The organism is Pseudomonas sp. FSL R10-0399 (assembly GCF_009600165.1).
GTDB lineage: Bacteria > Pseudomonadota > Gammaproteobacteria > Pseudomonadales > Pseudomonadaceae > Aquipseudomonas > Aquipseudomonas helleri.
Map to the genome: position 1 here is coordinate 1 of NZ_WIWK01000165.1, position 9,578 is coordinate 9,578.

General features: G+C 60.1%; 5 protein-coding genes and 1 pseudogene. 1 reads left to right on the forward strand and 5 read right to left on the reverse strand.

The genetic code is table 11. The annotated features are described in order from the left end of the window. The 5 genes and pseudogenes from GHO41_RS27325 to GHO41_RS27345 form a co-directional block, all read right to left on the reverse strand. A pseudogene (locus GHO41_RS27325) lies at positions 1 to 754 on the reverse strand (cobalt-precorrin 5A hydrolase); the annotation flags it as partial. Continuing rightward, complete coding sequence (locus GHO41_RS27330; RefSeq protein ID WP_153435160.1) at positions 751 to 1,482, reverse strand: precorrin-2 C(20)-methyltransferase; 732 nt, start codon at positions 1,480 to 1,482, stop codon at positions 751 to 753. The pseudogene GHO41_RS27325 and the gene GHO41_RS27330, both read right to left, overlap by 4 nt. After that, a complete protein-coding gene (locus GHO41_RS27335; protein WP_048366522.1) occupies positions 1,482 to 2,108 on the reverse strand; it encodes a precorrin-8X methylmutase in 627 nt (208 codons plus the stop codon). The genes GHO41_RS27330 and GHO41_RS27335 overlap by 1 nt, the downstream gene beginning before the upstream one ends. Beyond that, positions 2,101 to 3,432, reverse strand: coding sequence for a precorrin-3B synthase (gene cobG, locus GHO41_RS27340; protein ID WP_371929053.1), 1,332 nt, complete (start codon positions 3,430 to 3,432; stop codon positions 2,101 to 2,103). The genes GHO41_RS27335 and cobG overlap by 8 nt, the downstream gene beginning before the upstream one ends. 90 nt (positions 3,433 to 3,522) lie before the next feature. Beyond that, positions 3,523 to 8,778 (reverse strand): dermonecrotic toxin domain-containing protein, encoded by a 5,256-nt coding sequence (locus tag GHO41_RS27345; protein WP_153435162.1) that lies wholly within the window; start codon positions 8,776 to 8,778, stop codon positions 3,523 to 3,525. A gap of 168 nt (positions 8,779 to 8,946) precedes the next feature. Between GHO41_RS27345 and cbiE the strand changes: the two genes are divergently transcribed. Then, positions 8,947 to 9,578 (forward strand): precorrin-6y C5,15-methyltransferase (decarboxylating) subunit CbiE (cbiE, locus tag GHO41_RS27350; RefSeq protein ID WP_153435163.1); only part of this gene is annotated, 632 nt, incomplete at its 3' end.

Consider the following 9,578-nt stretch of genomic DNA (forward strand, 5'->3'; position numbering starts at 1 on the left):
GCCCGGCACAGGCCATCATCCGGTCATCGGCCACCACGCAGGCCAGCGATTGCCAGGCCAGTTTCGCCTCATGCAACGCGTCGCGCAGAACCTGCACCGACACTTCCTGCGTGACTTTAAGCAGGACGCTGCGTGGGTAGATCAGCAGTTCGTTGGCAGACGGCTCACGCTCGGCATGGCCCACGTGAATCGCCAGGCGCGCTTGCTGGTCTTCGGGCAATTGCGCCTGTGCCAGCCAGGGCGCCTCGCCTTCAATGCGCACCGGCTCACCAGCCAGCAAATCCGAAACAAAGCGTTTGCCCAGCTCAAGATCGCCCAAGGCATAGCCACTGGGCGGGTTCAGCAAGCAGGTGCCAAACCGCAGCTCACCGCTGGTGGTGATGGCAGGCGCCACCCCCAAACCCGCCGCAAGAGTACGCGCCAAGTCATTCACGCCTCCCAGCCCGCCCAGCAGCGGCACCACCGCGCTGGCGTCTTCGGCAACCGCCAGCACCGGCGGCTCGGCACCTTTTTCCAGCAACAAGGGCGCGAGGGTGCGGATCACGATGCCTGCCGCGCAGAGCGCAATAATCGGCGTGTCCTGCTGATATAACTGACGCAGGTTGGCGCCAAAATCGCTGTAAGTACGATCCGCACCGTCAACGCGATCCACCAAGCCATGGATCACGGCCTGTGGATAAAGCTGCTGGATGCGGCGCGCCGTGGCCAGGCTGCCATTGCCCAAAATCACAATGGCCGGGTCTGAGCGACTCATCCTTGCCACCGTTCGCCGGGCACGATGATCAGCGAGAAATACGGCGAAGACATCGGGTCTACGTTATTGAGCGGGACGATTTTCTGATTGCTCATGGTCGCGCGCTCAACGTACAGCGCACGGTCAGCCAGGCCCAGCTCGGCCAGTACTTCGCGCACTTTATGAAAGTTGCGGCCCAACTTCATGATCACCGCCGCATCGGCATCGGCCAGGCGACGCTTGAGATCATCGTGGGGCAGCACGCCCGACAACACCGACAGGCTCTGGTTGCGGTACACCAACGGCACGCCCAGCACCGACGCGCCACCCAGCATCGAGCACACGCCCGGCACTACCTGGGCTTCAAAACGCTCAGCCAGGCGATCATGCAGGTACATGTAAGAGCCGTAGAAAAACGGGTCGCCTTCGCAGATCACCGCCACGTCACGGCCAGCCTGCAGGTGCTCGGCCACTTCTTCGGCGGCCTGGTCATAGAAGTCGCTGATGATCTGCTCATACGACAGCGGCTCGGGCAGCACTTCGGTGGTCACCGGGTACACCAGCGGCATTTGCGTTTGCGCCGCTTGCAGGTGGGCTTCGATGATGCCGAACGCGTTGCCTTTTTTGCCTTTGGCCACAAAGTACGCCACCACCGGCGACTCGCGCAGCAAGCGCAAGGCTTTAACCGTAATCAACTCGGGATCGCCAGGGCCCACACCCAAACCGATCAAACGTCCTGGTTGCGCCATTATTCGATCTCCGTTGCCAAGGCGTTAACGGCAGCAGCGGCCATCGCGCTGCCGCCACGACGGCCCTGCATCACCACGAACGGTATGCCACGGCTGTCTGCGGCGAGCATGGCCTTGGATTCGGCGGCACCGACAAAGCCCACCGGGAAACCAAGGATCAGCGCAGGCTTCGGTGCCCCGGCATCGATCATTTCCAGCAGGTAAAACAGCGCGGTCGGCGCGTTGCCAATCACCACCACACTGCCTTCCAGGTACGGGCGCCACAGTTCCAGGGCGACAGCAGAGCGGGTGTTGCCCGCCTCGCGGGCCATCTCGGCAACGCCGTCTTCTTTGAGGGTGCAGATCACTGCGTTGTTGGCCGGCAAACGCGTACGCGTCACCCCCTCCAGCACCATGCGTGCATCACACAGAATCGGCGCGCCAGCGGCCAGCGCATCGCGCCCGGCCTTGCCGGCACCCGGTGAGAAGCACAGGTCTTCGACGGCATCGACCATCCCGCATGCATGAATCACCCGAACGGCCAATTTTTCAAGGTCCGCCGGGATGTGCTCAAGGTTGGCCTCGGCGCGAATAATGGCGAACGAATTGCGATAGATCTCTTGACCGTCGCGGATGTAATCAATCATCGGTGTTGCTCCGTTGGCGGGCTTCAAGCCAAGCACCCGCCGCTTCAATAGTAAGATTGCGTTCGCGCAGAACACCGAAACCGGCGTGCTCTGGTGCGCGTAAATAAAGGTCGTAATGACCGGGCGCCACGGCCAGCAAGGTGACCGGCGCCACATGGGCCGCCGCACAGGCGCGCTGGCAACCCGTCAGGTGAATCGTCTGCGGCTGTGACAACAGCGTCGCGAGGTGCCGTGCATCCGCTTTGGTGTCCGCCAGCCCCTTGGCACAGGCGCTGGAGCCGGTACAGGCAATCAGGTGCGCCAGCGGATCTTGCGCCTCGCAGAGCAGGCCCAATGCGTGCAAGTCCTGCGTGAGTAACGGCGCATCCTCGGCCCGCACATCCGGCAGCAACACGCTTTGCCAAGGGGTAAAGCACAAGGTGCCATTACCATACTCGCTGGCCAGTTGCGCCAGACCGTTGAGCATCGCGGCATCCAGTCGCCCCAGCACCAGCGCGGCGCCTACATGGACTCGCCCGCGCTCGCGCTGTGGATAAGTACCGATCGGGCTTTGCAGCACCGGCTGGTCACGCCGCCAGTCTGTTAGCGGGGTAATGGGTACCGGCATGCGCAACGCGAGTTGCTCAACAAAATCGGCCGCCGAGAGGTCTTTTAACAGATGACGCATGCGTGTCTGTTCAGGGCGCGCCACGTCCAGAAACAGCGTGAGCACAGCCATCACCAGCTCATGCCCGTGCGCCAGAGGCACCGCCCCCAGTGGCGCATCGTGCGTCGGGCAGCCTGCCAGGCCAAACGCCAGCAGGGTTTGGCCGTTGCACACGAACGCCGATAGCCACAGATCATGGTGATGTTCCAGCATCGCCAAGGCTTCCGCGCCATCCAGTTGCACAGCAAATTTGGCCGACAATTCGGCAAAACGCGGGGTGCTTTCAAGGCTGGCCAGAATTTGTCGCGCCAAAGGCCAGGTGTCGATGGTTTGATACGGGTCGATCCCGGCCGTCGGGCTGAGCATCAGGTTGCGCACATCGTCACTGGCCGCATTGGCAGGCCCAAGGCCCACCGCCAGCAAGGGCTCAATCAGCGCGGCATGCTCAATACCAACCCCGCGAATTTGCAGGTTGCTGCGATTGGTGGCTTCAATCACGCCACTGGCATAACGCTGCGCCACGTCGGCCACGGCGCGCGCCTGTTGCGCGGTGATCACGCCGCCCGCCAGCTTGACCCGGCAGATCCCGCCGTCCATCGCCTGGACGATGCGCAACAACCCCGGGCACCCGGTCGGGCGTACAGGAGACGTCGCTGAGAGTTCAGATGGCAGGGGCACGTGTCGGTCCAGAGCAGGCAATGCGCTATTGCAGGTCGCGCATTATGCCTGCTTTGGGCAACCGCATGAAAAGCTTGCCGGACGGAATGCCTACACCGGCGTGCTCTCCTCAGCCACAACCGGCTGCACACGCCCCAATCGAGTGATCAACAGCACCACCGTGTCGGCATTGGCCAGCATCAACTCGACCCGTTTGACCGGGTCATCGGTAAAGATCGACCGCGCTTCAGCCAAGGTCTGCACCCCGGTAATCGCCTTGACCTTGGCCTTGCCCGGATTGCTCGGAATATCCGCCCAGGTGTGCCTCTCGACATCAAATTGCTTAAACAGATACTCAGGCTGTAAGTGGGGTGAGTGGCACTCCTGAATAATTTGGTTAAACGCTTTGAGCTGATTGCCAAACTCGGTGGTGTCATCCAAAAGATCGTCGTAAGGAAAACCGGGGTTCAGGTAGTTGATATCTTCGGTGTTTAGCACCCCATGGCTGACTTCGTGCAGCAGAAAAGACGCGCGGTAATGCGCATTGACGGCAAAAGGCGGGTCGGTGGGTTTGAGGTACGGATGGCTCAAGGCTTGAGGCTGGTCGAACAGCGTGGTGAAAAAACGCTCACTCAGGAACACGCGTTTGTCGGTGTCCCAGCGATGAATCCAGGCCACCGCCTTGTCGTTGAAACGCGAACGGCATACCACATAGTGGCGGGAGGTCAGTGGCGACAAGTCAGGATGCAGAAACCGCGTCAACATCGGTTCTATGGTGTGATTCAGCCGATCCAGCAGGTGCGGTTCAAGGCTGGGCACATCAAAAAACTCTTTGATCAGCTCGCGATGCGCGGCATTGCCAGCACCGGGTTCGTTCAATGTGTGCAGGGCATTCTGGCAACGCTCCAGGTAGGTGACGGCTTGCGCATGGGCGTCGCGGATCGCCAGGGCTTTATCCGGGAACTGACGCTGGATGCTGCCCATGCCCGTTGCCTGGATCTCATGGGTGATGCGATCGGCCAACGCCGCCGTGGTCGACATCACCGGCCCGCCACCGAGTAGCGGCTCATTGGGATCCAGCTCCCAGAGCTTGCGCGCATTGAGCTTAATCAGCGGGCCATCACGGCCCTCACCTATGTCAATGCGCCAGCGATCACGCCAGACCTGTACCCGGAACAGACAGCCATCCAGATGCACATAGTGCAACTTCGTCTGCGGGTGACTGAACAACTGCGTCTGCGGCTCTGTGCGCAAATCCAGCAGCGTCACATCATGCACCTGAAAGGGTTCCAGCCCGGCGCGTTGCTGTGCTGTCAGGCGAACCGGTTCGACGACTGGTTCAACTGGCGCATGGCTGGCCGATGACGGGCGTACCACGCCATAACCACTGGCACACAGCAAGAGCATGGTTGCGAACTCGGCCACGGATTCGCCCCAATCCCCTTTTTTTGCGGCTTCGACCCCTTGCGACAACCAGCCCAGTGACTGCCAGACCACCAACGGAATATTGAGCCTGGCGGGCAGGAACATCAGTGCGCTGGTGATAACAAGCGACATCAAATACTTGAACGCCTCCCAGTCTGCCTGCGCAGTGGTTTCAGTTTGCGCCGCAGCCATTGTTAGCAATGCTTCGTAGTTGTCCTTGTACATCACCCTGAAGAGATTGCCGGCAATCGGGGTTCTGGCCAGAGTCGGCGGCAAGGCCTTGAGCAACAGCCAATTCAGCGAGGAATCCCCATAACGCGCCAGATGCGGCTCAACAAAGCCGCCATGGTCATAGACTTTGCGGGTATAGGGCGCGATGCGTTGCAGTATGTCGGCCTGAAGCTCTGTATTGACGCCCAGATCCGCGAGCAAGGCCGCGTCATTGGCGTAGGCCTTGAAGGTAAAGCGCTCGCTGTAGGTGATCCAGAGAACTTGTGGGCCTGACTTTGGCTCCACCGGGCCAATGATATAGACGCCCCTGACTCGATCCGGGTCGGCGCCGGGCTCTTCGATCAATTCAAAGGGCCGCACGGTGATGTATACCTGGTCCAGAGCCTCACGCGCCGCGCCGTCAGGCATGCTGATGACATGGCAAATGTAGCGGTAGGCGGTTTCAAACTCCGGGTCCTGCAGTTTTTGTCGCATGGCCTGCTCCAGCATCTGCACGGCCAGTTGTTCGGCAAACTGCTGCTGACGCAGGGCAACACCCTCCCGGCCAGGCGCCAGCATGGTTTTTATAAGGTCTTGATAATGTGTGCCAAGGTCCAGTTCCCGCACCAAGCGGCGCACATAGAGCGCATTCAAAGCGACGGGCAGCGCGCCGCCCTCTCGCAACCGCACAAACATCACACCCTGGTTAATGCGATGCAGCCCGTTCAAGGCGAACTGAGTGAGTGACTGCACACTGTGCGTGGTCGCAGCAGGTAGAAATGACGGCGTGCTGCCGACCGGTACGGGGCCCGCGAGGTACGTGTCGATGGCAATCTCAATAGCCTCGGGGTTCAGGTTGGCGCCCGGAAAATCCAGATCCAGACGCGCCGTCAGCAATGCATTGGAATACACCGACAATTGCGGGATGTTGTGCAGATAACTCTGCACGGCCTCTGTGCTGTGCTGATAACGCTGCAGAACGTCGGCATAGGCCTTCTGATCGACGGCGCTGGCAGACTTCAACCACTCAGGCAGCGAAGCCTTGAACCATTGCAGGCGCGCCATTTCACTGACACGCGCCACTTGCACGCCTGCCCTGCCAGCCACCAGCAGGCTCTTGAAACTGTTTTCAAATCCCTGACCAGAAAATGGCGTTTTCACAGCAAGGCTGCACACATGTCGGGTATCGGCCAGCAACTGGTTGATCACCGTGTTCTGGCTCTGACGAGCGAAGTCCTCCTCAAAGCGCTCGAAGTAAAACCAGCCATTTTGCCCGGCCGGTTGCCACTGTGGCGTGCCCTCCAGATAACGAATAACCCGCGCCTGATCGGAGGCATTCACATGCGTCAGTAGCCCCCAACGCAAGCCCTTGTCCATCAGGCGGGCTTCGAGCATAGCCTTGCACGCATCCACTGAGGCAAAACCTTCAAAGCCCAAAGTCGGGCTCCAGAACACGGCACGCCCTGCAGCGTCTGACTCCAGGCCACCACGCTGGGTAAACAGTAAGCAGTTGGTGATGTCCAGCGCGCTTGCAACCCCTTCGAACGACGCGGTCAGCGCAAACACATCCGGCACAAATTGATCCAGCGCCGGGCGCTGATCACTGATCGGGTAACCCAATACCACGCCAAGCACAGCCCGTTCAGTGGCTTGAAGATGGTTTTCCAGACTCAGCAGGCGTAATTCAGCCCGCAACATGACCATTCTTATGGTGCTGAGCCTGTCTACCAGCGCATCCGGACTCTGCTCTGGATACGGGGCGTGAAAAAAAGCCCACTGGCGCTGCACCATGAGTTGCACAAATGACGGCGACGCTTGTTCCAGCAGCGTCAGCAGCTTGGTTGCGGCCAATCGCCGGGTCGGTTTGAGCTCTCCGTTAGCTAACGGCTGCATGAAGACTTGAATCAGATCCGGGTTCTGCGGCAACGGCTGATAACCTGTCACCCGCTCCAACAGCGCCTCGACCAGCGACAGTGAGCGAACGGGTACAACGCCCGGCTGCGGCGCTTGATCAAACACTTGAACCACAAGCCGGTGCACATCCGAGGGGGCATGACCATGGGAAACCAGCAGCGTTTGCAGGCGAGCCGTTGCAACGGCCCAAACGGTAGGCCAATCACGTAACAGCTCATCCACCTGGGCTTCTAGTCTGGGCAGCTTCACACTCAACAGATCAGCCTGGCCACCCTTGCTGCGCGAGGTAAGGGTCAACTCATGTGCGTGACGCATGAAGCGGCTGCTCCAGCGCTCCGGTGGGCTCAGCGCCAAGAGCCCCTGATCAATCAGCTCGCGTACATCCAGCGCATGATCGACCCCCGCCAGGGCAATACGCCGGGCTTTGAACTCCTTCAACAAGAAGTCGACATCGCTGGCCTGCTTCTTGTGAATGGCCTGCACACAAAAGCCGAATACATCCGCGTCAATGTTTTCGACACTCAGGCGCAACTCCTGCATACCAGCGAGCAACGCTTGCTGGTCCAGCGCGGCATAACGGGCAATGGAGTCATACAAGGCGGGGGCTCTCAACGGCGACAATATCGCGTCTTTAAGCCGGGCACGTGTTTCAAACTGCTGGAGGCCTTCAGCCCCGCCAAATAAAAAAACGGGTGAATTCAGCCCTGGAAAAAAGATGCAGAACACACCGGACAAGCCGACCTCGCCCTTGTCGGGGTCAAACACAGCCAACCGCGCAACCTGTGCCTGCACGTCCTTAAAGGTGCCTGAAAGCACGTGCTGCAACTGAGCAAATTGCGCTGCCGTCACCTTCTGCTCATGCAGGGCTTGCACCGTCTGCTGATAAAACATATCGGCCTGGCGGGCAACGCAATAGTCATACAGCGCACGTCGCGGCAGCGACGCTGGCTGCCATGTACGGTTTAACGAACGCTGCATGCTGCCTGCCAAATCATCGGTGGCCTGCTTCAGTGCACGCTCAAAGCCTTGCTCTTTTTCGCTGTGACTGAGTGATGCTATCGCCGCTGGCAGGCCCAGGTATTCACGACGGTGGTGGGCGGCAAAGCCTCCTTGCAGGAAGTAATCCAGCGCTATCGTACTCAGGCTCGCGGTAGTTACATCGTCCTCAGCCAACGCACTGCTCCCCAACCGAGTGCTACGTACCTGAAGCTTCAAGACTTCAAAATGAGGTCCGCTAAATTGGTTATTCACTGCGTAAGACACGTTGCCATCAAGCACCGAACGAAGTGTCGGCAGCCCCACAAGCGCTTGCAGCGTTTGCTCCTGACAACCACGCAAAAAGCTCTCTATGGCCTGGCTGACACCGGTCATGACAGGTCCAGACACTTGCCGTGTAACCAGCGACAAATAGCCTGCCTGGGTTAAATAGGGACGTACTTCAACGGGACAAAATCGCAGCAGCTCGTCGTTTTCTTGGGGGCTGTCCAACAGCAACTGCAATGCCGTACGCAACGCGCTTTTGGTGGCGAAGCGCTCAAACCTGCCGAGCGCGGTGAATAAAAACACAGCCGACGCCGGCGCCAGGTCCAGCCTGAGGATCAGCCCGGCAACCCAGTGCACCGGGCGGTAATGATCGCGGGACACAATCGGGTAAAACGCATAAGCCGCTCTGGCGCCAGTTTCGTCTTGAAGCAGCGAGCCCAGCTGCTCCTTTTCGTCGGCATTGATAATGCCTTTGGTCTGGGCGAGGTCGAGGCTTTTGAGGTACGTGTCGTGCAGCGCTTGCGGCGCATAAAAAGGCAGGGAAGGTGTGCTCATGGTTCAGCTCGCAATAGGGGTAGACATACCCCTGAACGCTACGCCGCACACAGCGTTGCAAGGCACTACTTAGTTAGGGGGCCAAGGCGCGCTATCATGCGGCCTGTATCCGCAGGCCTTTTGCCCTGATCCTGGATGAACGAACCGCTGTTTGAAATGAGGATTGGCATGTCGCCCTGGCTTACAGTTGTGGGAATCGGTGAAGACGGCTTCAGCGGTCTGGGCAAAAATGCGCGCCGGGCCTTGCTAAATGCTGCTCAAGTGTTTGGTAGCCAGCGCCAGCTCGACCTGCTGCCCGCGTGCATCCGCGCCGAGCGCCTGACGTGGCCGAGCCCGTTTTCGCTGGCGCCGGTGCTGGCATTGCGCGGCCAGCCAGTGTGCGTGCTGGCCAGTGGTGACCCGATGCTGTTCGGCGTAGGCGCCAGCCTGGCACGCGTGGTTGAAAACGCCGAGATGCACGTGCTGCCCTCGCCCTCCTCTTCCTCATTGGCGGCCGCACGTTTGGGCTGGGCCTTGCAAGACGTGACCACGCTGTCAGTGGTCGCCCGTCCGGTGGCTGCGCTCAATGCTCACTTGCACAGCGGCGCACGCCTGCTGGTGCTGAGCAATGACGGCAGCAGCCCGGCCACCGTTGCGGCGCTGTTGCGCGAACGCGGTTTTGGCCCAAGCCGCATCAGTGTTCTGGAGCACCTGGGCGGCTCGGCCGAACGTCGCGTTGAAGCCAGCGCTGACGACTGGAACGACCCGCCCATCGCGGCCCTGAACCTGATTGCCATTGAATGCATCGCCTCGGCCAATGC